Source organism: Rhodococcus qingshengii JCM 15477 (assembly GCF_023221595.1).
GTDB lineage: Bacteria > Actinomycetota > Actinomycetes > Mycobacteriales > Mycobacteriaceae > Rhodococcus_F > Rhodococcus_F qingshengii.
Map to the genome: position 1 here is coordinate 5,018,916 of NZ_CP096563.1, position 22,408 is coordinate 5,041,323.

Sequence of the window (22,408 nt, forward strand, 5' to 3'; positions counted from 1 at the left end):
AAAGGCGCACGGGTGCGTCAGCCCCTCCGAGCCGCAACGGCCTGCGCCAGACGATCCAACTGCGCTGCGGTGGTGGACCAGTCGATGCACGCGTCGGTGATCGACTGACCGTAGGTGAGCTCGTCCGCCTTGCCCAAGGTCAGGTCCTGACGGCCGGCCTCGATGAAACTCTCCAACATGACGCCCGCGATTCCCTGCTCGCCCTCGGTCAGACGTCGGGCAATGTCGTCGAGCACGATGACCTGACGCTCATGGTCCTTGCTGCTGTTACCGTGGCTCGCGTCGATGACCACGCGCTCGGGCAGGTTCGACTTACGCAGGCGGGCAAGGGTGTCCGCGACCGTCTCGGCATCGTAGTTCGGTCCGTCGCTACCGCCACGAAGAATGACATGGCAGTCGGGGTTGCCCGCGGTACGGATCAAGGCAGCCTGGCCGTCGAGGTCCGTTCCGGGGAACACGTGGCTCGCTGCCGCGGCGCGGGTGCCGTCGACGGCTACCTGCACATCACCTTCGGTGGAGTTCTTGATACCGACGGGCATGGACAGCGCGCTGCACAGCTGACGGTGAACCTGACTGGCGGCGGTCCGGGCGCCGATCGCACCGTAGCTGACCAGGTCGGCAATGTACTGAGGCATGATCGGATCAAGGAACTCGCAGCCGACAGGCAGGCCCAGGCTCGACACGTCGAGAAGCAACTTGCGGCCGATACCGAGCCCGGTGTTGATGTCGAACGTGCCGTCGAGGTGGGGGTCGTTGAGCAGGCCCTTCCACCCGAGTGTGGTGCGCGGCTTTTCGAAGTAGACGCGCATGACGATGTGCAGATCGTCCCGCAGTTCTTCGGCCTTGGCGGCCAACCGGCGGGCGTAGTCCATCGCCGCTTCCGGATCGTGCACAGAGCACGGACCGACTACGACGATCAAACGATCGTCGTCACCGTTGAGGATGTTGATGGTGTCGGCCCGACCGGTGCGCACAGTGGCGGCCGCGACTTCGTCCGGAGCGTGCTGAGCACGAACAGTCGCCGGTGACACGAGCGGACTGATACTCACAGTGCGCTGATCGTCGAGGCTGTCCGAAGCTGCGGTGGTGTCGATGGTGACAGTCATGGGGTTTTCGGTTTCCTGTTCTCAGGCCGACCCCAGAGATGAAGAGAAACTCCAGCGAGCCGGTCTGTAGTCCGGCTCTTGGGTGGAGGTTGTCAGCGCGTGGTTACGCCGGCAGGCCCACCCGGGGCCGGCCTGCTAAACCAGAAATAGACGCGCTGCATGTCGGCCACGATACCTCGAGTTCGGATCAGATGGGCGCGCCCCTCCACAACGAGCCGAATCCGAGGGGAGAGTCCCGCGGCACGAGCCCGTGACGAATGGCCAAATCCGCTGAGCGATTGGCGCTTTCGAGCAAGGCTGCGGCTGCGGAATTCGAATACGTTGGTCAGGCACCTGCCAATGCCCGGAACATCAGATGGAGCTGCGCCTTCTCATGCCTGTGATCGAATCGACCGAAACCTTCCACCCGACGGTGTCCCCTTTTGCGACCGATACCCCCTTGCAGTCGACAAGAGATGTGGACGGCGAGTTCACCCGTCTGATCGATTCCTTGACACGACGCGGATTCCTGGCCGGTGCGGCGGCGCTCGGTGCACTAGGCGCGCTCTCTGCATGTTCGAGCGAATCCAGCGGCACCGAAGCCTCGGACGAGTGGGTCGACATCGTCGTCGCGGACCAGGCCTACCGCCTCCCGCGGGACCCCAAGCGCGTCGTGGTACTCGAAGCTCGAGGCGCCCTCGATTTTGCACTACTTGCCGAGTACCCGATCGTCGCGACCAATTGGGATCCGAAGTCTCAACTCATGCGCCAGGTACCCGCCGGCGCGGCTCGCCTCGGTGGGACGAACAACGAACCGAATGCCGAATCGATACTGAGCCACGACCCCGATCTTTTGGTCGTCGGGAAAGGCTGGTGGAATTACTACCAGGACAAGGGCCTGCTCGGCACTGACATCGCACCGGTGCTCGTCGTCGACGAGGGCACGACGGGCTCGTCGTGGAAGCAGGCCATGACCGCGCAGCTCACGGCTCTCGATCGCCGCGAAGTCGCCGAACGCGTCATCGCCCGATACAACGCCGAACTTGCGCAAGCGCGGGCCAAGATCGGTGGTCTCCTCGAAGGCAAGTCGATTGCGATCGCCGGCGCAGACAGCGGTCAGATCTGGCTGCAGAACAACACGTTCGCCGTCTCGGTTGCGCAGGACCTCGGCTTGAACGTCTTGACCGACGCTGCCCATGCCGCACCTGATCGGAAGGATTCGACTTTCTACAGCCTCGAGGAGCTTGCGATCTTCGACCAGGCCGACTTCGTCTTGCTACAGAACCCCGACGCTGTGGAGGCCGAGTCGCCCACGTGGAAACGAGTCCGCGCTGTCCAGGACGGCCATGTCGGGCATCTGCGATATGACCTCAACAACGGCCTCGCTCTGACTGCGATGGCCCTGGCCGCTGATATCGCCGAGCAGGTACAGGTCATGCGCTGACGTCTTCGGGATCGCCTTCCGAATCAGAAATCAACCGGATTCTCTGTCATACGAACAGTCGATACTGACTCAATCGGAAACGGATTATGTTGTCACCTGCCCGTGCTCTTCGCACGTCAGAGGGTGTTTCTCCGAACGCCCTGTTTCTCCGAACGCTAGGTGACCAATGACGCAGAACCCGTACTACGGCCAGCAACAACCGGTCGGCCCTCCGCCGGACAACAATCTGGTCTGGGCGATTCTCGTGACAGTGTTCTGCTGCCTCCCGCTCGGCATCGTCTCGATCGTCAAATCAAGCCAGGTCAACACTTTGTGGGCGCAAGGTCAGTTCGACGCTGCGCGAAAATCAGCTGACGATGCCAAGAAGTTCGCCTTGTGGTCAGTCGGCGCAGGTGTTGCCGTCGCTGTTCTGTACTTCCTTTTTGTCGTCGTCCTAGCCGGATCGAGTTCCCTGTGACCGCCGACGCCGACCGGCGACACTGATCGACGGCCAAACACCGAACTGCAATGACACCGAATTGTGGTGACACCGAGAACGATGACATATCACGACTCGCCGCACTGAAGGCGCCAGCGGCAGTTGCGTTCACGGCAATTGCGCTGTGCGCCTTCATCTCCTGGAGTGACCCCATCACACCTGGTGGGGTCATTCCCGTTTGTCCGACCAAAGCGCTGTTCAACGTCAATTGTCCCGGTTGCGGTAGCACTCGGATGGTGTACAGCCTCATCCACGGCGATTTCGGTGCAGCGATGCGTTTCAATGCCTTTGGCCTCGTGATGCTGCTTGCACTGGCGTTCACGTACGTCTCGTGGACGACCGCCCGCACCCGTGGAAGACCCGTCGTGCTCTGGCATCAGTTGCGCTGGTCACCGGCTGTGATCTTGACACTCGTGTTGATCTGGACGACGGTCCGCATAGCCCCGATCCCGATATTTGCCGGTCTCCGCGTCTAGGCCGGATCTCCTCACGCGTCCAAACGGAATACACCTCGCACCTGGCGTACGCCGTTGATCTGCACCTCGACGGCATGTTCGCCGGCGTAGTACTTCCGGGTGCTGATCGGTTTGAAGGAATGCCTCTTCGCGATACGGGCCGGCACCCCGGGTTCCAGCGTTCGTGTTGTCAGTTTGAAGACCTTGGGCGTCGTCTGCCCGTTGGCCTTCACGTGGTGGACGATGTAATCGATCACGACGGTGACGGACTCGCTGCCATTGTTCGTGACGGCGAAGTCGAAGGTGAGTTCTCCACCCGCATCAACTGTTTCGCGGTCGATGACGAACCCCTCGACCACGACGTCGGTGGGCGGCGAGAACCCCAAGAGGGACAGAGCATCTGGATCGCCGGCCTTGATCAACGTCCGCAATGCATGTTTGACGATTTTCAGTGTGTTGGCATCCGGTGTCTGCAGCCAACGCTTCGCAGTCGATACTGCGAGCGCAGCGTCAGCACGACTGAGATCGTTGAGATGGTTTGCGACCGAACGTCGTACATATTCCGAATCATCCCGATACAGCTCGTCGAGAATGACGATTGTCGACTCGGGACGCGCCGTCAATTCTTTCACTCGCCTTCCCCAGGGCAAACGAGTACGAGTGCCTTCGGTCGCCAAGCGCCGGACGTGTTCGTCTTCATGGCCGGTCCAGGTGAGTGCGATCGCCAGCGAACGGTCAAGGTTCGTTTCGAGAAATGAGCGAATTGCGAATTCGGCCGTCAGACGCGACGTCAACTCGGCAAGCAGAGCCATTCCCTCGTCGAAATCCGACTCGGAGCCACTTCGTGTCGCCGTGACGGCGACGGCTTCGGTCACCGGCCAGATCATCCAACCGGTGAAGGTCTCTTCTGAAAGCGCACGGCGGATGATCTCGGCGAAGGCCGGAAGATCCTGAGGCAGTTCGGCAGTCATCGCGTCCCGCACAACGCGCGTACGTTCGCCGAGACTCATACCGTCGAATTCGGATGTACTACCCCGAACGAGGGCGAGGCGTGTGTGACCGGAGGCTCGCTCTAGACAGCCTGCCAGATCGGCGACGACGGATTTCCCGAGCAGTTCGTCAGCGGTGGGCATCAGGGGCACACCGTGAGAGCGGAAATCCGATCACCGTCGAGAGTGAAATGGTGATGTAACTGGACGGGGCTTCCGGGAAAATCACCCTCGACCTTCACCGACACGACAACGGCCGAGCCTGGGGTGTTGACCGACTCGATCTTCTGGGTGAAGGTGAACGCCGTCGACACGGCGGACTTCCACGCCACGATTTCTTCGATCCCGACATACGTCCGGCCGTCGTCACGAACCACTGCGTCTTCGGTGAAAACGCCGCGGACGTCGCCGCCGTCGAAATACGCGCGCGCTGCGCCTGGCACCTTCGCTGAGTCGATCATTCGCGAAGAGTACTGCTGGGGTCCGACAGGTTCGGCGAACTCACTGCCCGAGCAGACGCCGCCAACTGAATCTCCATCAACAGCCTGGCCGACGGCTCGGAGAGGTCGGTATCCGTGATCTCCTCGACCCTCTTGATCCGATACCTGAGGGTGTTCGGGTGAATCCGAAGCTGCTCGGATGCACGTCGGACATCGCCCGAATGTGCGAGGTAAACGGAGATGCTTTCGCGCATGTTCGACCCGTTGCGTCTGTCGTAGACGTCCAGGGCGTCGACTCTCGGATCGTGCAGTTGCTCGTCGGCCGCAATGGTGTCCATGATTTCGCCCAGCAGCACCGGTGTGCGCGAGTCCGCGAGGGTGGTCACACGAACATCCCCCGACGTTCCGTCCAAGACCCGATCCACTTCGGCCCGAGCCTGGGCCACCTCCGCAAGCGTCGAAACCGGCGACGAGACCGCGGCCCGTAGCCCCGAAGGCGACACCTTGTCCAAACGCGCGACAACTTCGCGGGTCCACGAGACTGTGGATTTCACGGATTGGGTTCGCGGAAACAGCACATAGATCCGGGTGCCGACGGCACTCACCAGCGATTCACGCTGAAAGGCGCTGGCGTGCAGTCGCAAAGACGACACGAGTTCGCCCGAAGACGGCAGCCCACCGTTTCCGATACTCGCCACTCCGACCACCATCGCCGGTCCGGACATCGGGATGGTCAACGAGGCCGCGAGCGAAGGAACGTCGACACCGCCGCCGCGAACCCCGAGCAACCGCTGAATCTGTATCGCCTCGTTACTCGGCGCGTCTCGGATGCGCGAAATCAGCCGAGCAGCAACGGCCGCGGCACCGCGGAGCACGCTGTCGGCATCGCCGGCAATGGGAACCGGGCCTTCCTGCACCCAGATCGTGCCGAGAAGATCAGAGCTGAAACCGCTCTCCCCCTTGACATTGTCGGATATTCTCCGAATCGGAACCACCAACCGTCGCCTGATCGCGAGGTCGTCGTGAGCGGGCACCTCCACTACGTCGTCGCTTCGCCGCAGGCTTTCGAAGACGCCCCACTCCTGTAGCTTTCGGAGGTATTCGCGAGGTCCTTCGCGGCCGAGGATTGATTGCCGACGTAGCTCGTCCGCAGCATCTCCCGATGCCGAATAGGCCAAGACGTGGGAATGCTCGTCCTCGATGCTGACCATCCCCCGCGTGATTGCGGCGACGTTCTGCGCCAGCTCGAACAAGTCTGTGTCACTACCGAATACGATGTCGTCCGAATCCTGTCGGGACACCGAATGATCGAGCACGCCCCGGATGGTCGTGAACAATCGATCCCAACGAGCATCCGGATGGACCGCTATCAAGGCGATCCCGGCGCGCTGTGCCGCCGCACGCACCGACGTGTCCGAGGCCTCCTTCGACATGACGGCCCGAGGCGCTGATCCCTTCTGATCGAGGCGGTTCAGCCAGGCCGCCAATTCGGCTGCGCCGATACCGACAGCGAGCCAGACCTCAGAGGATTCGACGGCCGCGGTTCTGGGGCGCGTGAGGTCCCCGACCTCTGCGAACACCACGGAGTCGACGAAGACGTCATCACCTGACGGCGCGAGGACGAGCTCGACAAAAGCTCCGCCCAGCGCCCGAAGGACCGCGTCGAGCCTGACCCCACGGATAGACACGTACCACCCACTCTCCGGACCGTCGCAACGCCTCAACTTCGAGAATAGTGCATTTTCCTGCGAAAACGGTTCAGCCGATCGGACAAACACGGACACCGATGTTTGGCCGCTCAGCGGATTACTCGCCGACGTCTTTCGACTTGACTGGTTCACGACACGACACTGCCCACTCCTGAGTCTGCCGAAGGATCGTCATGGACGCCGTTACCAATGTCCCCCACCCAGCCAACGAACCGGTGAACAATTACGCGCCGGGAAGCCCGGAACGATCGCGCCTTCGTACGAAACTGACCGAACTGGCCGAATCGCCGACCGACATCAGGCAGGTCATCGGCGGCATCCACCGAACTGCGGAAGGTAAGCGAGAGAGCGTTGTTCAACCACACCGTCACAGTTCGGTGCTCGGATCGTATGCGGGCGCAACCCACTCGGACGTTCGTGATGCCATCGACGCCGCCACACTCGCCGCCCCGGCCTGGCGCGACCTCTCGTTCGACGACCGCGCTGCGGTCTTCCTCCGCGCCGCCGATCTACTTTCCGGCCCGTGGCGCGAAACCATCGCCGCCGCAACAATGCTCGGCCAGTCGAAGACCGCATACCAGGCCGAGATCGACGCGCCCTGCGAACTGATCGACTTCTGGCGTTTCAACGTCGCGTTCGCACGTCAGATACTCGCCGACCAACCCGTTTCCGCTCCGGGAGTGTGGAATCGCGTCGAATACCGTCCACTCGAAGGTTTCGTCTACGCGATCACTCCCTTCAATTTCACCGCCATCGCCGGAAATCTCCCCACAGCACCGGCCCTGATGGGCAACACCGTGATCTGGAAGCCGTCACCCACGCAGGCCGTCGCGGCGTACCTGACAATGCAACTGCTCGAAACTGCCGGCCTCCCGCCCGGGGTGATCAATCTTGTTCTCGGCGACGGCCCCTTGGTGTCCGAGGTCGCGCTTGCCGACCCCCGACTGGCGGGTATCCACTTCACCGGATCCACCGCAACGTTCCAGCGTTTGTGGCGTGAGGTCGGAGCCAACATCTCGAACTACCGGACGTATCCGCGTCTCGTCGGCGAAACCGGCGGCAAGGATTTTGTACTCGCACACAGTTCCGCTGACCCGGACGTACTCACGACGGCATTGATTCGCGGGGCCTTCGACTACCAGGGCCAGAAATGTTCGGCCGCATCACGGGCGTTCATCCCGAAGTCGGTGTGGGCCAAGATGGGCGACACGTTCATCGACACTGTGTCGACGCTGAAGTACGGAGACGTCACCGACCTGACGAACTTCGGCGGCGCCGTCATCGACCAACGTTCGTTCGACCGAAACGCCGCCGCGATCGTCCGCGCCAAGTCGACCAGCAGCCTCACCATCGCAGCAGGCGGCGACTACGACGACCGTGAAGGATTCTTCATCTCACCGACGGTCCTACTCGGTGACGACCCGAGCGACGAAGCCTTCAGCACCGAGTACTTCGGTCCCATCCTTTCGCTTCACGTCTACGACGACTCCGCACCGAATGCCTACGCCGACATCCTCGCTCGTATCGACAGCGGATCCGCTTACGCCCTGACCGGTGCCGTGATCGCCACCGACCGTGCGGCCGTCGATCAAGCTCATCATGGTCTGCGGTTCGCCGCCGGAAACTTCTACGTCAACGACAAGCCGACGGGAGCGGTTGTCGGACAACAACCCTTCGGAGGTGCGCGGGCTTCGGGTACCAACGACAAGGCCGGTTCGCCGCAGAATCTGCTCCGTTGGGCGTCGACACGCACCGTCAAGGAAACCTTCGTTCCTCCCACCGATCATCGTTACCCCCACCAGGACGTCGATCCAGCCGAGAGCGAGAACCGTTGATGAGTGCCGTCTCGCTGAGCAACCCACTGCGCCCGGTGCTCCTCGCGGCGGCACGCTCGTCGCGACTGGAGAAGACAGTCTCCGGGATGACCTTGACCCGCAAGCTTGTAGACAGGTTCGTCGCCGGGGACGCGGAACCCGCAGCGATGTCAGCGGTGCGCGACATCCTCACCAGTGGCCGGTTCGTGACGGTCGACTACCTCGGCGAGGACACCACCGATCCGGCTCAGGCAACAGCTACCGTCGATGCCTATCTCTCCCTTCTCCGCTCGTACGCAACGCTTTCCGAGATTGCCGGGACGCAACACTCCCTGGAGGTTTCGCTCAAGCTCTCCGCGTTGGGGCAGTCACTTCCCGGTGACGGCGAGAAGATCGCCCTGGCGAACGCTCACCGAATCGTCACAGCGGCAGACGAAGTGGGCGCGTGGGTCACCGTCGATGCGGAGGATCACACCACCACCGACTCGACACTGTCCATCGTCGAAGAGTTGCGCCGCGACTTCCCGACGCTCGGCACGGTCCTGCAGGCGTACCTACACCGCACCGAGGCCGACTGCCGGCACTTCTCCGGATCAGGTTCACGAATTCGGCTGTGCAAGGGTGCATACAAGGAACCGGCCGGCGTCGCGTTCCAAAAGGCCGCCGAAGTCGACGCGTCGTACGTGCGTTGCCTGAAGGTCTTGATGGAAGGTGACGGATACCCGATGGTGGCCTCCCACGATCCCACCATGATCGACGCCGCCCTCGGACTCGCCACACTGACCGAGCGGACAGCCGCGGATTTCGAGTTCCAGATGCTCTTCGGCATCCGCGACGGCGAACAACGCAGATTGGTAGCCGAAGGCAATCACCTGCGGGTCTACGTTCCCTACGGCAGCCAGTGGTACGGCTACTTCATGCGTCGCCTCGCGGAAAGACCGGCCAACCTCATGTTCTTCATGCGCTCACTCGCTTCCAACAACTAGACACCGGAAACCGGTGGCAGCGGTGGCAACTCGAGGTTTTCGCGAAAGGTACCGCCGACGTAGTCGGATCCCACGATTCCGCGCTTGCGCAGCTCCGGCAGCAGCCCGTTCGTGACGAAATCGCGTGTACGCGGATCCGCAAGGTCACCGAGCGTGATGACGTCGAGTACGCCCGCGTCGTATCGTTCCTCGATCGCGTCCGCGAGCTGTTCCGGGGTGCCCGCCGCTGCCCAGTGGCCGGTGTCCTTGGACGCGATGATCAACTCACGCAGAGTCTTTCCTTGTGATGCGAGCTTGCCGAAGATCTCGACCCGGCCCCGTCGTCGATTCACCGACGACGGGTCCGGCAACAACGACTCCGGGATCGGCCGATCCAGCGGCAATTCCGAGAAATCCACGCCGCCGCCGAACATGTCGGCAAGCCTGGTGCGTCCGGCGTCGAAGTCCGTCGATTCCTCGGCTTCTCTGACCAATCGTTCGACTTCGGCTTCGGTAGCGCCGTACGTTGCGTGGAACGAGCTGAAAATCAGTGGCAGTTCGTCCCCACGCCCCAACTCTGCCGCCCTGGCGCGGATCGTCTTCGTGTAGGTGACCGCGTCCTCGAAGGTTGCGAGAGAGGTGAATACGACCTCCGCGAAGCGAGCACCCAGTTCGATACCCCCGGCAGATTGGCCTGCCTGGAATTGGACCGGACGACGCTGCGGCAGGGATGGAATGTTCAACGGCCCCTGCACGGTGAAGTACTTGCCTCGGTGCTCGATGGGGACCACCCTCGACGGATCCAGCACCGCAGAGCCCTCTCCCCGGATCAAGGCGCCGGGCTTCCAGCTGTCGAAGAGCGCGTTGACCACCTCGAGCGATTCGGCCGCTCGGGCGTACCGCTCCTCCGGACTCGGCAGGTCCAGGTCGCTGTAGTTCTCTTCTCCGAGTGAGGAAGTGACGGCATTCCATGCGGCTCGACCATTGCTGACGTGGTCCAGGGTGCCGAACAACCGTGCCAGGTTGAATGGGTGATGAAACGTCGTCGTGACGGTGGCGATGAGCCCCACATGGGTGGTGACCGCACTCAGCGCGGCAAGGAAGATCAACGGCTCCTGCGCACCGATCGCGCCCTGCGCACCGAAACTCAGCAGGTCGGCGGCAAACAGTCCGTCGATCTTGTTCGCCTCGGCCGTCTTTGCGACGTCGATCGCGGACGCGACCGTCGACGTCGTCGGATCGATCGCTGCGTCGTAGATACTCACCGCCCCGCTGACACCGGTCACCGTCTTGAGTGGACGCCTACGATCGGCCACCGACCATCCTCCTGGCTTCGCGAAATCTGTTCCGAATTCACAACGCTAGACCGATCCTGGCTCCCGACAAGGAATTCACTCAGCCTGGTTCTATCCCTCCGAACGCCGCTTGGTCACGCCCCGGATTTACGGGCACGATAGGCGGCGACGTGCGCCCTGTTCCCACAGTTCCCGGTGTCGCAGTATCGCTTCGAACGATTGCGCGACAAATCCACGAAGACCGCTTCGCAGTCCGGGGCCTCGCACCATCGCAACCTCGAGAATTCGTCGGTTCGGATCAGATCGAGCACACCCATCGCCGCTTCTGCGGCCATCCGGTCCACCAGTGGCGAATCGTCAGCGGTGACGTGCAGGTGCCAGCCGAGGTCGTCGTGCCTGGTGAGCCGCGGCCTCGCGCCCGATTCGAGTAGCAGTGTGTTCACCACCTCGACGGCGTCGTCCACTCCCGCGGCTTCCCAGAACTTTCGCAGTCGTGGACGCAGCGCACGAACCGCCGTCAATTCCTCCGGTGTGCCGTCCCGCCTGCCGGTCCAGCGATCCGCGTCGAGAAACCGTGTCAGCTCCTCTTGATCCGGAAGCAGTTCGGCCCCGCCGCGGGCCGTGTTGACCAACGACGCGGCGAAGACGAGCGCCGATTCCGTGTCACCAGCAAAATGCACTTTGACTCCTGAGCCGTATCAACCTAATGTCAGCATCGTAATCGCTTTTACTCCTGACGGGTGACGACGTGAACTCTCGCAACGGCTTGATCTTCGCTCTGCTGTCCGCGGCAACGTTCGGCGTATCGGGCCCGTTCGCGAAATCTCTCATCGAATCAGGGTGGTCCCCCGGCGGCGCAGTGTTCGCGCGCGTTGCAGGCGGCGCACTGGTGATGATGGTGATCGCCGTAGCCACCCAATGGCCTCGCCTACGACAGGTGAGCACCCACACGCGAACGGTACTGCTGTACGGGGTGTTCGCGATCTCGGGCGTTCAACTGTGCTTCTTCAATGCCGTGCAACATCTTTCGGTCGGCGTCGCATTGCTTCTCGAGTACCTTGCACCGATCATCGTCATCGGGTGGGTGTGGATAACCAAGGGCGCACGTCCGAGCGTGCAGACGCTTCTCGGTGCGGCGGTGGCCTTGATCGGCGCCGCCGTGGTGATCGACGTCTTCGGATCGGCAGAGATCAGTGCCGTCGGAGTCGCCTGGGGACTGGCCGCCGCGGCATGCCTTGCAGTCTATTTCGTCATTTCCGAACGTGCGGACGGTGATCTCCATCCAGTTGTTCTCGCGGCATCGGGGCTCACGGTCAGTGCAGTGGTCATCGGCGCGCTCGGACTCGTAGGCGTCCTCCCCCTCCAGTTCTCGGCCTCGAACGCCGTCGTGGCAGACCATTCGGTGAACGTGTGGCTGCCGGTGGTGGTCCTGGTCCTGGTCAGCACTGTCATTGCCTATCTCACCGGCATCGCCGCGATCACGCTGCTGGGGCCGACAATCGGGTCTCTGGTAGCGCTGACCGAAGTGCTGTGCGCGGTCGTCGCCGCGTGGATCCTGGTCGGGGAATCCGTCACCGCACTCCAAGCTGTAGGTGGCGCAGCAATCATCGCGGGGTTGGTCCTCGCGCGCCTCGGTCAGGTTGCACCGAAACAGATACCGGCCGACCCGATGACAAATGTCATGGCAGAAGAATGACGGACAGACGAGGGATCACGACCTCGAAGCGAGCAGATTCTATGTATGACCTCAACACAGGCACGGCATTCACCACAGGCACTGCATACACGCACTGAAGGATCGGCACACGATGCCGTCCGGTTGACCGGACTTCGCAAGAGTTTCGGAACCGTCGACGCCGTCAAAGGTATCGACCTGAGCATCCGCCCCGGCGAGATCGTCGCGTTCCTCGGCCCGAACGGCGCAGGCAAGACGACAACCATCGACATGATCCTCGGCCTGTCCCGGCCGACGTCAGGCGAGGTGAGCGTCTTCGGAATGTCACCTCGATCGGCGATTGCCCGCGGACTCGTCTCGGCAGTCATGCAGACCGGCGGACTACTGAAAGAGCTGACGGTTGCCGAGACTGTGCAGCTGACCGCCAGCCTGTACTCCCAATCCCGTCCGGTCGACGAAGTGCTGGGGAGAGCCGGAATCCTCGACATCTCCGATCGCCTGGTCAGCAAATGCTCAGGCGGACAACAACAGCGATTGCGATTTGCGATGGCGTTGCTGTCGAACCCGCAATTGCTCATTCTCGACGAGCCCACCACCGGCATGGACGTCGAAGGGCGTCGGGACTTTTGGTCCGCCATCCGCGCCGACGCAGATCACGGTCGCACTGTGCTTTTTGCGACGCACTACCTCGAAGAGGCCGATGTCTACGCCGACCGCATCATCCTGGTCAGGCAAGGCACCGTGGTCGCAGACGGGACCACCGCCGAGGTCAAGGCGATGGCGTCCGGGCGCACCCTGCGCGCGACTGTTCCAGGCATCACCGACGAACTCCTGCGAGCCATACCGAACTCCGACGCCGTCGAGGTGCGCGGTGAGTCGCTGCTCGTGCACTCGGGCGACACCGATGCCGTTGCACGGTTCCTGTTGACCAATACGCAGGCTCGCGATCTCGAAATCGTCTCGCGTGGCCTCGAAGACGCATTCATCGCACTCACGTCGAACAACTCCGAAGGACAGAAGTGATGACCACTGCAACCGAAGCGAGTACCTACGGAGCCGAGCGAACCGTCGTACCTCTCGGCGGATTCAACACGACGCTACTGCGACTGGAATTTCGTCGCCTGACTCGCAACCGGCGCACGATGATCTTCACGCTCGTCATGCCGGTTGTCTTCTTCCTCGTCTTCGGTCTCGGTCAAGGCGACGACGACCACGGGATCGGGCACGGCAATGTCGCCGCGTACATCATGATCAGCATGGCCCTGTACGGCGCGATGCTGGCCACCACCAGCGGCGGCGCGATGGTCTCGATCGAACGAGCGTCCGGGTGGAGCCGACAACTTCGGCTGACTCCCCTGACCCCGGTCGCCTACATCGCCGTCAAACTGATCATGGCGATGCTGCTCGGTCTCGTCTCGATTCTCGTGGTCTACGTCGTCGGCGCGTTCACCTCGGCGCAGATGGACGGATCACTCTGGTTCACAACGGCATTGATCGCCTGGCTGGGATCGTCGATCTTCGCGGCCTTCGGCCTGTTCATGGGGTACCTACTCCCCAGTGAGAACGTCATGCAGTTGCTCGGACCGGGACTGGCTCTGCTCGCATTCGGCGGCGGACTCTTCGTACCACTCACCGACGGTTCCGTATGGGCGACCATCGCACAGTTCACCCCGATGTTCGGCATCAACGCCCTCGCCCACGCACCGTTGACGGGCAATAGCATTCACTGGACCTGGATCGTCAATATCCTGGTGTGGTTCGCCATCTTCGCCGGCGGAGCGATCTGGCGGTTCCAACGAGATACGGAGCGTGTGTAGTTGTCGCAAACGACTGACCGAGAAGATTCCGTCGCGCTCCCGCGGCGGAATCGTTTCGGCGTTCTCTTCGCGGCGGTCTGGATGGTATTTCTCGGCGGGCCGCTGATCGAGGGGTGGAATCTACGCGACGAACTGCGCGGCTGGACAGGGATTCTCGCGACGATCGCCTTCAGTGCCCTCTACCTCTACACCTTCGCCACAACGCAGCAGCGGCGTCGAATGACGATGACTCGGCCGACGATTCGCGAAGCTGCACTGGCTCTGTCCGCCTTGACCGCGTTGGCCGCTGTGATGATCGTGAGCGTCGGTCCGACGGGTTTGGCAGCAGCACCGTACCTCGCGGTGACAGCGGTGACGCTGTTGCCGACCGTCGCCGGCGGCATTCTCGCCTTGGTGTTCGCGGCCTCCGTGGAGATAGTCAGCCTCTCGTCCCGATGGGGGAACTACTCCGGACTCTCACTCGGAGTCTGCGCGGCCGCGTTCGCGACCTGGGGAATCATGTCCCTGATCAGCCGCAACTTCGCCATACTCCACGAACGCGAAGAGCAGGAGCAGCGGGCAATCATGGAGGAGCGAACGAGGATGGCGCGGGATCTGCACGACATCCTCGGGCACTCGCTGACCGTCATCACGATCAAAGCCGAACTGGCCAATCGCCTACTCGATGTCGATATCGAACGTGCACGCAGCGAACTCGACGACCTCGAAAGGCTCTCTCGAGACGCGCTGGCGGACGTGCGCTCGGCCGTCGAAGGATTTCGTGGGATTTCTCTTCCCGTCGAGATAGCCCGAGCGCGAGAGGCATTGCGTGCGGCTGGTATCGAAGACGAGGTGCCGAGCAGTACCGACATGGTTCCCACGCGTCTTCGGGAACTCTTTGCATGGACGATCCGTGAGGGCGTCACCAACGTCGTTCGACACAGCGGTGCGACCCACTGCCGGATCACGGTCGACGAAAATAGTGCGTCGGTCGTCGACGACGGACGAGGGGCCGAGTCGACGTCTTCCGGAAACGGTCTGATCGGATTGCGCGAGCGCGCCGGAGCGTCGGGCGCACGAGTGATCATCACTCATCCCCAGCCGCAGGGGTTTGCACTTCAAGTAGTCGAACAGGAGACAGAGTGAACAGCCAGGGCGATCGAGCAACCATACGGCTGCTCTTGGCGGACGATCAGGCGCTCGTGCGAGGAGCTTTGGCCGCGCTGCTCGATCTGGAATCCGACCTGTCCGTGGTAGCCGAGGTCGGTCGCGGCGACGAGGTGGTGTCCGCCGTTCTCGAACACCGCCCGGACGTCGCGCTTCTGGACGTCGAGATGCCCGGCATGGACGGAATCGCCGCGACGGCGGCCCTTCGCGAGGCAGCACCCGACACCCGGGTTCTGATCGTCACCACGTTCGGCCGTCCCGGATTTCTTCGTAAAGCCCTGCACGCCGGGGCCGGCGGGTTCGTCGTCAAGGACACCCCCGCCAGGCAGCTTGCCGACGCGGTCAGGCGTGTCCACGCCGGACTGCGCGTCGTCGATCCCACCCTTGCGGCCGACAGCCTCGTCAGCGGCGAGTCGCCCCTGACGGAGCGTGAGACCCAAGTACTGCGCGCCGCTCACGACGGCGCACCCGTGGCAGCCATCGCAGGGGCGCTCTTCCTGTCTGCCGGGACAGTTCGAAATCATCTGTCATCCGCGATGGGTAAGACGGGTGCGTCGACGCGCGCGGAAGCCGTCAGAATCGCCGAGTCGAACGGCTGGCTCTGATCCGCGCGTCTGGAATAGCCTTCCCCGGCAAATAGTTCGCCGTTCGATTCGTGATGGCGATTTGTCCAGATCACTCAAAGTAGGGACCTTCTACCCTAGGGATTTTCCCTGCAAACGACCGCTTCGCGAGAATCCGAAACAGCTAATCGTTCGATACCTGGCTATGATGCAGTTAATTGAATCGACGGAGCCTGTGCGTAGCGGGGGAAGGGACGTCTCATGTCGAACCAGTTCAACGATCGCTTGAACTCGCTGTTCGAGACTGCCGACTTTCACGTCACCAACGCGATGGTCGTTCGCGGCATGACCGAGTTCGGCTGCCGTATCTCCACGCCGTACCTGTCGCAACTGCGCACCGGCGTCCGAACCAATCCGTCACCCGAAGTGGTTGCCGCCCTCGCCCACTTCTTCAACGTCCATCCGGACTACTTCTACGCCCCGTCCGATCACACTCCGCCCGCGATCTCAGGTGGCGAGGCAGACCTCTCCCTCCTCGAACAGCTGCACAACGTGCGCCTGCGGAACCTCACCTCCCGTGTCGTCGACCTCTCACCGTCTTCACAGGATCTGCTTGTCGAAATGGCGGAGAATCTACGTTCCTCCGAAAATCTTCCGCGTGTACCACCGGACTCGAATTCCTACATGTCACGCGCATAGCGCCCTTCGCCGACTCTCCTTGACTGCTCAGGGAGGGTTGGCCTTATGCTGGTCGATGCAGCTGGTTCGCCCGGCACGGTCATGAGGAGCCCCGAAGACCGGTCCCGGCGTCGAAGCTCCGTCAGCGCAAGCTGTCGGGGTGAGAGGGAACCCGGTGAAAATCCGGGACTGTCCCGCAGCGGTAAGCAGGAACGACCGCCGTTCATGTGCACTGGGCATCCGCCTGGGAAGCGACGGCCAGTAGGTTCGATCCAACTCGATCGAGTGCCCGCGAGTCCGAAGACCTGCCGACTGTGTCGGGCACGCCGTGCCCGACGGTCCACCGCCTCGTGGAATGGGCGTGTAGATCTCCATCGGACCTCGCGTGCGGTGCGGGCAGTGCTGCCCGCTGAAACTCGGGGTCTCGTGAGGTATACCCGTCTGCCGGCAGTGGCCATCAGTGCATTGGCAATCTGGAGAAACTCCGTGACAACAACATTCACTTCGACCGTGCTGGGCTCACCGCGCATCGGTCCTCATCGAGAACTCAAGCGGGCAACCGAAAGCTACTGGGCAGGGCGCATCGACGCCGACGCCCTGCAGGCTGTCGCCCGTGACCTCCGTCGGCAGGGCTTGGCCGACCTCCGTGACCTGGGCCTCGACTCCGTCCCGGTCAATACCTTCTCCTTCTACGACCAGATGCTCGACACCGCAGTTCTTCTCGGCGCGCTGCCCGACCGCGTCGCGTCGGTCGCCGATCCGTTGGACCGCTACTTTGCCGCTGCCCGTGGGACGGACACCATCGCGCCGCTCGAAATGACGAAGTGGTTCGACACCAACTACCACTACCTGGTGCCGGAGATCTCGCCGTCCACCACGTTCGCACTCGACCCGTCCAAGGTCTTGTCCGAACTGGCAGAAGCACTTTCCGACGGCATTGCAGCCCGCCCGGTCGTCATCGGACCGGTCACCTTCCTGCTGCTCTCGAAGGCTGTCGGCACTGACGAGCCGCTGCTCTCGCGACTCGAAGAACTACTCCCCCTCTACGCGGATCTACTCGGCCGGCTCGCGAAGGCCGGTGCGAGCTGGGTTCAGCTCGACGAACCGGCCCTCGTGGGCGATCGCACCGACGAGGAAATCGAAGCGGCACGCGCTGCGTACGAACAGCTTTCAGCGCTGTCCGAGCGGCCGTCGATCCTGTTGGCGTCGTACTTCGGTTCGCTGCGTGAGGCGCTGCCCGCGCTTGCGTCCACCGACGTCGAAGGATTTGCCGTCGACCTGGTGGCCGGTCAGGATTCGATCGGCTCCGTCCCCGAACTCGCCCGCAAACTGGTCGTCGCCGGTGTGGTCGACGGACGAAACATCTGGCGGTCGGATCTGGATTCGGCACTGAGCACGTTGGGTGCTCTGTTGGGCAGCGTGGATACTCTTGCCGTCTCCACATCGTGCTCCCTGCTGCATGTTCCGTACACTCTCGACGCAGAGGCCGATGTCGACAAGGCCCTGCGCTCGTGGCTCGCGTTCGGCACCGAGAAGGTCAAGGAAGTAGTAACTCTCGCAACCGCTCTCACACAGGGCCGAGAGTCGGTGGAGGACGAGTTCGCTCTGGCACGAGCGGCCGCGTCGACCCGCAAGGACGATCGCAGACTCAATGATGCGAGTGTTCGGGGACGCCTGGCCGCCGTGCTGAACTCGGCGACCGGTCGCGCGCCCGCCGCCGAACGTCGCGCTGCCCAGGACGAACTGCTTTCTCTGCCGCCGCTGCCCACGACGACTATCGGTTCGTACCCGCAAACCTCGAAGATCCGCATCGCTCGCGCAGCACTGCGCACGGGCGAGATCGACGAAGCCGAGTACGTCAACCGTATGCGCGCCGAAGTTGCCGAAGTTGTTGCGCTCCAGGAAAAGCTGGACCTGGACGTTCTTGTTCACGGTGAGCCGGAACGCAACGACATGGTCCAGTACTTCGCGGAGCAGTTGGACGGATTCTTCGCCACCGCCAACGGTTGGGTCCAGTCGTACGGCACCCGCTGCGTGCGTCCGCCGATTCTGTACGGCGACGTCTCCCGCCCGAAACAGATGACCGTCGACTGGATCACGTACGCGCAGTCCCTGACCGACAAGCCGGTCAAGGGCATGCTCACCGGACCCGTCACCATTCTGGCCTGGTCGTTCGTCCGCGACGACCAACCCCTCGCCGACTCGGCAAATCAAGTCGCACTGGCCATTCGAGACGAGACCGTCGACCTGCAGGCCGCCGGAATCGGAATCATCCAGGTCGACGAACCGGCTCTACGAGAACTACTCCCACTGCGTGCCGAGGATCAGCGCGCCTACCTGGACTGGTCGGTCGGCGCCTTCCGGTTGGCTACCTCGGGCGTCGCGGATTCCACCGCGATCCACACGCACCTGTGCTACTCCGAGTTCGGAGCGGTGATCGGCGCCATCGCCGGCCTCGACGCGGACGTCACGTCCATCGAGGCGGCGCGCTCACACATGGAGGTCCTCGACGATCTCAGTTCGGTCGGGTTCGACCTCGGCGTCGGCCCGGGTGTCTACGACATCCACTCGCCGCGGGTGCCGAGCGTCGACGAGATTGCCGAATCCCTGCGTGAGGCACTCAAAGCTGTTCCTGTCGAGCGGTTGTGGGTCAACCCGGACTGCGGTTTGAAGACCCGCGGTTCCGTCGAGGTCGAGGCGTCACTGCGTAACCTCGTCGAAGCCGCGAAGTTGGTACGAGCGGAGCTATAGGGGCAAAGCCCCGGTGCGCCTTTTTGGTAGTGGGCACTACCAAAAAGGCGCACGGGGGTCAGCTCAACCACGTGTTGCCGAAGAGCAGAATCCCGTCCGCACTCGGGGTCACTCCGTGGACGTTCTCGCGCCACGGGATGAAGACCTTGCCGGAGTTGACCACGGCCATCGGCGCCGTCTCGTTGACCACGGTCTGAATATCGTCGATGACGGCTCGCCGCTCATCCTCGCCCGACGCTGTTTGCAGCTTGCCGAGCAACTCGTCCATCCGAGCGTTCTTGTAACCGAGGATGTTCGACGGCGATTCGCTGAACAGGTTGCCGTACATACGCACGAACGGTGACTCTTCCAGCACGTTGAACGCGAAGTAGGACACGTCGTAGTCGTGCTTTGCGTACAGCATGGAAATCAGATCGTTGATGCTGGTTGCGTAGGTGATGTCGACCGTGAAACCCACTGCCTGCAAGAGCGACTGAAACGTCAGTGCGCTGCGCTGCGTCGCCGGATCGTTCATCCCGACGTACGTCAGTTTTCCGTCGTAACCGTCCGCCTTCGCCTCGGCGAGATACTTCTTGGCCGCCTCGGGGTCGAAGCCGTTCCCGGCCACCGATCCGTGCCACTGCGACCACGACGCGAACATGTCGGTGCCGGGTTCGCCGAAGCCGCCCTGAACTCGCTCGTTGAACGTATTCGGGTCCACCGCAGCGACAATCGCCTTACGCACGCGCTCGTCCTTCGCTGCCCGATCGTCGCGCTGATTGATTGCCAGAACTCCGGCCATGCTGGCCGAGTACACAAATCCGGGATCACCGGCTTCGAAAGCCTCGTGAATGAAGTCGGGAGACTTCAGATAGGCAACCTGGATTCCGTCGGTGTGCAATCCTTCCAGTTTGCTCTTCTCGTTGACGATTGCCGGAAAGCGCAACTTCTCGAGGTACGGCGCCCCGTCCCAGTACGTCGGACGGGCAGCGAGCACCAATTCGTCCTGGGAGGCGAACTTCTCGACGGTGAACGGGCCTGCCCCGATCGGGGTGAACGTGCCGGTAGCCATCGACGAGGGCGCGACGATCATGCCGGGACCGGTGGTGAACATGATCGGGAACTCGTCCCACGGCTGCGCCAATGTAAAGACGACCGTACTCGGATCCGGTGAATTCGTCTCGCGCACAGCGGTCTTCCACACCAGCGCGTGAGTTCCCTTCTTCTGCAGATAGTGATCGATGCTCCACAGGACTGCCGCACTGTCCATCGGAGTGCCGTCGCTGAAGGTGACGCCGTCGCGCAATTTCAGTGTCCACACCGTGTTGTCGCCGTTGGCCGACAACGACTGAGCCAAGTGGGGAACATACTCGCCCGCCGACGTATCGAAGCGCATGAGAAGGTCGTAGATGGCTGCCATTTCGCTACCACCGGTAGCGCCGCCGTCCTGACGGTCAGCCGGATCGAGACTGCTGATCCCGTTGTAGGTGGCAAACGACACGGTGCCACCCGATCGCGGCTCTCCCCCGTTGTTCTGGTCACCGACAACTCCGACCGTCACGTCCGATGCATCCGTGGTCGTACCTTGGCTGCTACCGGCGCACCCCGTCACCACCAGCGTCGCCGACGCCAGGACAACCATCCAGATTCGAGCGCCGACTCGGTACGAGCGCTTCATTGCGACTCACTTTCACAGTTCACGGATACGTCGATCCCTGGATCGGACACCCCGACATATTTGTAAGTGAATTCTAGGTAAGGTCTCGTCCTGCGTCTTCGTTTTCACAAAGCCGAAGCGATAATTCGCGTTCATGACAGCAGAAACAAGAACTGAATTCTAGGTTGCAACCGTTCAGCGAATTACCAGTCCGATGACGTCTTCGACGTTCCGCTGGGCCTCTGCGAATCCGATCCGGCCACTGGTCCACAGCGCAAGGGCCGTCAGCATCGTGCCGCCTATTGCCACGGCCGCAACCCTCGCCGTCTCGGCCGGGACGCCGTCCATCAACTCGAACAGCATTCTCCGATGTGCCGCTGCGCGCAGATCCAACGACTCGATCACGAACTGATCCGAGGACGAATGGAGTTCGATCTCCAACCGAGCGAAGTGGGGCCTACGCTCGAATGCCTTCATCTCGCGGCGATGAAGTGCCAGAACCCGCTCGTACGCGTTGTTCTCGCCACCGTCTGCCCGCAACTTCTCAGGACGACGGACCGATTCGAGACCGCTCCACGCCGTCATCGCCGCAGCCAGAAGTTGCTGTTTGGTCGGAAAGTAGCGATACAGCGTTCCGAGTGCGACGCCTGAACGCTCCGAGACGTCTTTCATCTGGATTCGATCCGACGGCATCTCGGCCAGCATCTCGACCACCGCCGTGGTCAGTCGTCCTCTCCGCTCGAGTTGCCCCACCGACATGAGGTCGACGTCCAAGGGAAACTCGTCGCTGCGCGCAGTCACGCGCGTCACGATAGTTCAGAATCCTGACCGCAGTGCCGGGTTGCGAAGTTTCATCGTAACCCCGAGATCTAATACACGAATTAATCAACTGCAGATCGCGCTAGGGTTAGTCCATGACTGACCGGACAACCGATGACCAGCCAACCGTCGGCGCGCTGAACTTCTGGTCGTTCATCGAACTGGCCAACAAGCGACTGGCCACCGAACACGGCTTTCGCGACCAGCTGGCCACCGAGGTACTACTGACACTCAATCGGGCTTCCAACGTGGTCACCTACGATCTCGAGTCGTCGATCCACCGCCCTCGCGGCTGGTCATGGTCCTCCTTCAGGCTGTTGTTCGTCACCTGGCTGGCCGGTCCGATCGAGCCGAAGGCTGCCGCCGAGCTCACCGGCATGAGTAGGGCAGCGGTCTCCAATCTGTCCAAGTCGCTGCTGGCAGACGGATTGATCGATCGTCGGCCCACCGAGAACGACGGCCGTTCCGTCCAGCTGTACCTGACCGACAAGGGCCGAGAAGCCATGGTCGAAGCCTTTCGCGAGCAGAACGAACGCGAACACGCCTGGGTAAGCGTCCTGAGCGAGGCCGAACAGCGAATTCTTGTCATGCTCCTGGACAAACTGATCACCAACCGCAGCCAGTTCGACGTACGCGGACGTAACTGACA

The 22,408-nt window shown here is 62.4% G+C and carries 21 protein-coding genes and 1 riboswitch; of the genes, 13 read left to right on the forward strand and 8 right to left on the reverse strand.

The genetic code is table 11. The features are described from left to right. Window positions 1-17: 17 nt before the first annotated feature. Window positions 18-1,106, reverse strand: a complete 1,089-nt coding sequence (locus M0639_RS22920; protein WP_003940571.1) for a 3-deoxy-7-phosphoheptulonate synthase — start codon at window positions 1,104-1,106, stop codon at window positions 18-20. A gap of 373 nt (window positions 1,107-1,479) precedes the next feature. Between M0639_RS22920 and M0639_RS22925 the strand changes: the two genes are divergently transcribed. The 3 genes from M0639_RS22925 to M0639_RS22935 all read left to right on the forward strand — a co-directional run bounded on the left by M0639_RS22925 (window position 1,480) and on the right by M0639_RS22935 (window position 3,483). Further along, window positions 1,480-2,529 carry an ABC transporter substrate-binding protein gene (locus tag M0639_RS22925; RefSeq protein WP_037125863.1) on the forward strand — a complete coding sequence of 350 codons (1,050 nt, stop codon included), beginning with the start codon at window positions 1,480-1,482 and terminating at the stop codon, window positions 2,527-2,529. 166 nt (window positions 2,530-2,695) lie between these two features. After that, window positions 2,696-2,986 (forward strand): CD225/dispanin family protein, encoded by a 291-nt coding sequence (locus tag M0639_RS22930; RefSeq protein ID WP_003940575.1) that lies wholly within the window; start codon window positions 2,696-2,698, stop codon window positions 2,984-2,986. 50 nt (window positions 2,987-3,036) lie between these two features. Further along, window positions 3,037-3,483 (forward strand): DUF2752 domain-containing protein, encoded by a 447-nt coding sequence (locus tag M0639_RS22935; RefSeq protein WP_054781706.1) that lies wholly within the window; start codon window positions 3,037-3,039, stop codon window positions 3,481-3,483. Window positions 3,484-3,494: 11 nt separating this feature from the next. Here the strand turns inward: M0639_RS22935 and M0639_RS22940 are convergent, their stop codons facing one another. The 3 genes from M0639_RS22940 to M0639_RS22950 are packed head-to-tail and all read right to left on the reverse strand — an operon-like array spanning window position 3,495 to window position 6,579. Continuing rightward, a complete protein-coding gene (locus M0639_RS22940; protein ID WP_054781709.1) occupies window positions 3,495-4,595 on the reverse strand; it encodes a DNA alkylation repair protein in 1,101 nt (366 codons plus the stop codon). After that, entirely contained in the window at window positions 4,595-4,912 is a 318-nt protein-coding gene (locus tag M0639_RS22945) for a nuclear transport factor 2 family protein (protein ID WP_007733586.1), read from the reverse strand. The genes M0639_RS22940 and M0639_RS22945 overlap by 1 nt, the downstream gene beginning before the upstream one ends. Next, window positions 4,909-6,579, reverse strand: a complete 1,671-nt coding sequence (locus tag M0639_RS22950) for a PucR family transcriptional regulator (RefSeq protein ID WP_007733588.1) — start codon at window positions 6,577-6,579, stop codon at window positions 4,909-4,911. Before M0639_RS22950 ends, M0639_RS22945 begins: the two co-directional genes overlap by 4 nt. A gap of 194 nt (window positions 6,580-6,773) precedes the next feature. Between M0639_RS22950 and pruA the strand changes: the two genes are divergently transcribed. Both pruA and M0639_RS22960 read left to right on the forward strand, forming a co-directional pair. Further along, window positions 6,774-8,435, forward strand: coding sequence for an L-glutamate gamma-semialdehyde dehydrogenase (gene pruA, locus M0639_RS22955; protein ID WP_064073959.1), 1,662 nt, complete (start codon window positions 6,774-6,776; stop codon window positions 8,433-8,435). After that, window positions 8,435-9,400, forward strand: coding sequence for a proline dehydrogenase family protein (locus M0639_RS22960; protein ID WP_003940479.1), 966 nt, complete (start codon window positions 8,435-8,437; stop codon window positions 9,398-9,400). Before pruA ends, M0639_RS22960 begins: the two co-directional genes overlap by 1 nt. On the opposite strand, the gene M0639_RS22965 is transcribed toward M0639_RS22960, so the two are convergent. Next, complete coding sequence (locus M0639_RS22965) at window positions 9,397-10,695, reverse strand: NtaA/DmoA family FMN-dependent monooxygenase (protein WP_064073958.1); 1,299 nt, start codon at window positions 10,693-10,695, stop codon at window positions 9,397-9,399. The genes M0639_RS22960 and M0639_RS22965 overlap by 4 nt on opposite strands. Before the next feature lie 113 nt (window positions 10,696-10,808). After that, window positions 10,809-11,354 (reverse strand): CGNR zinc finger domain-containing protein, encoded by a 546-nt coding sequence (locus M0639_RS22970; protein ID WP_003939872.1) that lies wholly within the window; start codon window positions 11,352-11,354, stop codon window positions 10,809-10,811. A gap of 68 nt (window positions 11,355-11,422) precedes the next feature. On the opposite strand from M0639_RS22970, the gene M0639_RS22975 reads away from it, so the two are divergent. From M0639_RS22975 to metE, 7 genes are all read left to right on the forward strand, one after another. Then, complete coding sequence (locus tag M0639_RS22975) at window positions 11,423-12,370, forward strand: EamA family transporter (protein WP_003940332.1); 948 nt, start codon at window positions 11,423-11,425, stop codon at window positions 12,368-12,370. A gap of 45 nt (window positions 12,371-12,415) precedes the next feature. After that, a complete protein-coding gene (locus M0639_RS22980; protein WP_042921758.1) occupies window positions 12,416-13,372 on the forward strand; it encodes an ABC transporter ATP-binding protein in 957 nt (318 codons plus the stop codon). Next, window positions 13,372-14,166 (forward strand): ABC transporter permease, encoded by a 795-nt coding sequence (locus M0639_RS22985; RefSeq protein ID WP_064073957.1) that lies wholly within the window; start codon window positions 13,372-13,374, stop codon window positions 14,164-14,166. Before M0639_RS22980 ends, M0639_RS22985 begins: the two co-directional genes overlap by 1 nt. Continuing rightward, entirely contained in the window at window positions 14,167-15,291 is a 1,125-nt protein-coding gene (locus M0639_RS22990) for a sensor histidine kinase (RefSeq protein ID WP_064073956.1), read from the forward strand. It begins immediately after the preceding gene. Continuing rightward, a complete protein-coding gene (locus tag M0639_RS22995) occupies window positions 15,288-15,917 on the forward strand; it encodes a response regulator transcription factor (protein ID WP_003940330.1) in 630 nt (209 codons plus the stop codon). Before M0639_RS22990 ends, M0639_RS22995 begins: the two co-directional genes overlap by 4 nt. A 219-nt stretch (window positions 15,918-16,136) precedes the next feature. Next, window positions 16,137-16,574, forward strand: a complete 438-nt coding sequence (locus M0639_RS23000) for a helix-turn-helix domain-containing protein (RefSeq protein WP_030535308.1) — start codon at window positions 16,137-16,139, stop codon at window positions 16,572-16,574. A gap of 81 nt (window positions 16,575-16,655) precedes the next feature. Further along, window positions 16,656-16,880, forward strand: a riboswitch (cobalamin riboswitch). A gap of 159 nt (window positions 16,881-17,039) precedes the next feature. Continuing rightward, complete coding sequence (gene metE, locus M0639_RS23005; protein WP_064074065.1) at window positions 17,040-19,304, forward strand: 5-methyltetrahydropteroyltriglutamate--homocysteine S-methyltransferase; 2,265 nt, start codon at window positions 17,040-17,042, stop codon at window positions 19,302-19,304. Between the two features lie 58 nt (window positions 19,305-19,362). Here metE and M0639_RS23010 read toward each other — a convergent pair whose 3' ends face one another. Both M0639_RS23010 and M0639_RS23015 read right to left on the reverse strand, forming a co-directional pair. Further along, window positions 19,363-20,961, reverse strand: a complete 1,599-nt coding sequence (locus tag M0639_RS23010) for an ABC transporter substrate-binding protein (protein WP_064073955.1) — start codon at window positions 20,959-20,961, stop codon at window positions 19,363-19,365. A 174-nt stretch (window positions 20,962-21,135) separates the two neighbouring features. Further along, window positions 21,136-21,750, reverse strand: a complete 615-nt coding sequence (locus tag M0639_RS23015; RefSeq protein ID WP_064073954.1) for a TetR/AcrR family transcriptional regulator — start codon at window positions 21,748-21,750, stop codon at window positions 21,136-21,138. Between the two features lie 104 nt (window positions 21,751-21,854). Here M0639_RS23015 and M0639_RS23020 point away from each other — a divergent pair, with 104 nt between their 5' ends. Then, window positions 21,855-22,406, forward strand: coding sequence for a MarR family winged helix-turn-helix transcriptional regulator (locus M0639_RS23020; RefSeq protein ID WP_064073953.1), 552 nt, complete (start codon window positions 21,855-21,857; stop codon window positions 22,404-22,406). Window positions 22,407-22,408: the final 2 nt, after the last annotated feature.

Coding starts and splice junctions, on each gene's coding strand:
- M0639_RS22920 (WP_003940571.1), bottom strand. CDS start 1,106: ATGACTGTCACCATCGACACCACCGCAGCTTCGGACAGCCTCGACGAT.
- M0639_RS22925 (WP_037125863.1), top strand. CDS start 1,480: ATGCCTGTGATCGAATCGACCGAAACCTTCCACCCGACGGTGTCCCCT.
- M0639_RS22930 (WP_003940575.1), top strand. CDS start 2,696: ATGACGCAGAACCCGTACTACGGCCAGCAACAACCGGTCGGCCCTCCG.
- M0639_RS22935 (WP_054781706.1), top strand. CDS start 3,037: ATGACACCGAATTGTGGTGACACCGAGAACGATGACATATCACGACTC.
- M0639_RS22940 (WP_054781709.1), bottom strand. CDS start 4,595: ATGCCCACCGCTGACGAACTGCTCGGGAAATCCGTCGTCGCCGATCTG.
- M0639_RS22945 (WP_007733586.1), bottom strand. CDS start 4,912: ATGATCGACTCAGCGAAGGTGCCAGGCGCAGCGCGCGCGTATTTCGAC.
- pruA (WP_064073959.1), top strand. CDS start 6,774: ATGGACGCCGTTACCAATGTCCCCCACCCAGCCAACGAACCGGTGAAC.
- M0639_RS22960 (WP_003940479.1), top strand. CDS start 8,435: ATGAGTGCCGTCTCGCTGAGCAACCCACTGCGCCCGGTGCTCCTCGCG.
- M0639_RS22980 (WP_042921758.1), top strand. CDS start 12,416: ATGACCTCAACACAGGCACGGCATTCACCACAGGCACTGCATACACGC.
- M0639_RS22985 (WP_064073957.1), top strand. CDS start 13,372: ATGACCACTGCAACCGAAGCGAGTACCTACGGAGCCGAGCGAACCGTC.
- M0639_RS23000 (WP_030535308.1), top strand. CDS start 16,137: ATGTCGAACCAGTTCAACGATCGCTTGAACTCGCTGTTCGAGACTGCC.
- M0639_RS23010 (WP_064073955.1), bottom strand. CDS start 20,961: ATGAAGCGCTCGTACCGAGTCGGCGCTCGAATCTGGATGGTTGTCCTG.
- M0639_RS23020 (WP_064073953.1), top strand. CDS start 21,855: ATGACTGACCGGACAACCGATGACCAGCCAACCGTCGGCGCGCTGAAC.